The following is a 1,689-nucleotide window of genomic DNA, read 5'->3' as shown; positions in this document are numbered from 1 at the left end:
CAGACCGGAAGGACTGGTGGAGCGCTTAGAAGTGAGAATGCCGGTATGAGTAGCGAAAGACGGGTGAGAATCCCGTCCACCGAATGCCTAAGGTTTCCTGAGGAAGGCTCGTCCGCTCAGGGTTAGTCGGGACCTAAGCCGAGGCCGAAAGGCGTAGGCGATGGACAACAGGTTGATATTCCTGTACCACCTCCTCACCATTTGAGCAATGGGGGGACGCAGGAGGATAGGGTAAGCGCGGTATTGGATATCCGCGTCCAAGCAGTTAGGCTGGGAAATAGGCAAATCCGTTTCCCGTAAAGGCTGAGCTGTGATGGCGAGCGAAATTTAGTAGCGAAGTTCCTGATTCCACACTGCCAAGAAAAGCCTCTAGCGAGGTGAGAGGTGCCCGTACCGCAAACCGACACAGGTAGGCGAGGAGAGAATCCTAAGGTGATCGAGAGAACTCTCGTTAAGGAACTCGGCAAAATGACCCCGTAACTTCGGGAGAAGGGGTGCTTCTTAGGGTGTTAAAGCCCCGAGAAGCCGCAGTGAATAGGCCCAGGCGACTGTTTAGCAAAAACACAGGTCTCTGCGAAGCCGTAAGGCGAAGTATAGGGGCTGACGCCTGCCCGGTGCTGGAAGGTTAAGAGGAGCGCTTAGCGTAAGCGAAGGTGCGAATTGAAGCCCCAGTAAACGGCGGCCGTAACTATAACGGTCCTAAGGTAGCGAAATTCCTTGTCGGGTAAGTTCCGACCCGCACGAAAGGCGCAACGATCTGGGCACTGTCTCAACGAGAGACTCGGTGAAATTATAGTACCTGTGAAGATGCAGGTTACCCGCGACAGGACGGAAAGACCCCGTGGAGCTTTACTGCAGCCTGATATTGAATGTTGGTACAGCTTGTACAGGATAGGTAGGAGCCTTGGAAACCGGAGCGCTAGCTTCGGTGGAGGCATCGGTGGGATACTACCCTGGCTGTATTGACCTTCTAACCCGCTGCCCTTATCGGGCAGGGAGACAGTGTCAGGTGGGCAGTTTGACTGGGGCGGTCGCCTCCTAAAATGTAACGGAGGCGCCCAAAGGTTCCCTCAGAATGGTTGGAAATCATTCGCAGAGTGTAAAGGCACAAGGGAGCTTGACTGCGAGACCTACAAGTCGAGCAGGGACGAAAGTCGGGCTTAGTGATCCGGTGGTTCCGCATGGAAGGGCCATCGCTCAACGGATAAAAGCTACCCCGGGGATAACAGGCTTATCTCCCCCAAGAGTCCACATCGACGGGGAGGTTTGGCACCTCGATGTCGGCTCATCGCATCCTGGGGCTGTAGTCGGTCCCAAGGGTTGGGCTGTTCGCCCATTAAAGCGGTACGCGAGCTGGGTTCAGAACGTCGTGAGACAGTTCGGTCCCTATCCGTCGCGGGCGCAGGAAATTTGAGAGGAGCTGTCCTTAGTACGAGAGGACCGGGATGGACGCACCGCTGGTGTACCAGTTGTTCTGCCAAGGGCATCGCTGGGTAGCTATGTGCGGACGGGATAAGTGCTGAAAGCATCTAAGCATGAAGCCCCCCTCAAGATGAGATTTCCCATTCCGCAAGGAAGTAAGATCCCTGAAAGATGATCAGGTTGATAGGTCTGAGGTGGAAGCGTGGTGACACGTGGAGCTGACAGATACTAATAGATCGAGGACTTAACCTATATTCTAATGTGAAG

Annotated in this window: 1 rRNA gene; it reads left to right on the top strand. The window is 54.5% G+C overall.

The features are described 5' to 3' along the window. A 23S ribosomal RNA gene (locus C6348_RS18760) occupies nucleotides 1–1,674 on the top strand; the annotation flags it as partial. Nucleotides 1,675–1,689 lie beyond the last annotated feature (15 nt).

The sequence above is a fragment of the Bacillus sp. YBWC18 genome (assembly GCF_002998775.1).
Taxonomy (GTDB): domain Bacteria; phylum Bacillota; class Bacilli; order Bacillales; family Bacillaceae; genus Bacillus.
The sequence above is the reverse complement of the archived record's forward strand: the minus strand, read 5'-3'. Positions and strand labels throughout refer to the sequence as shown.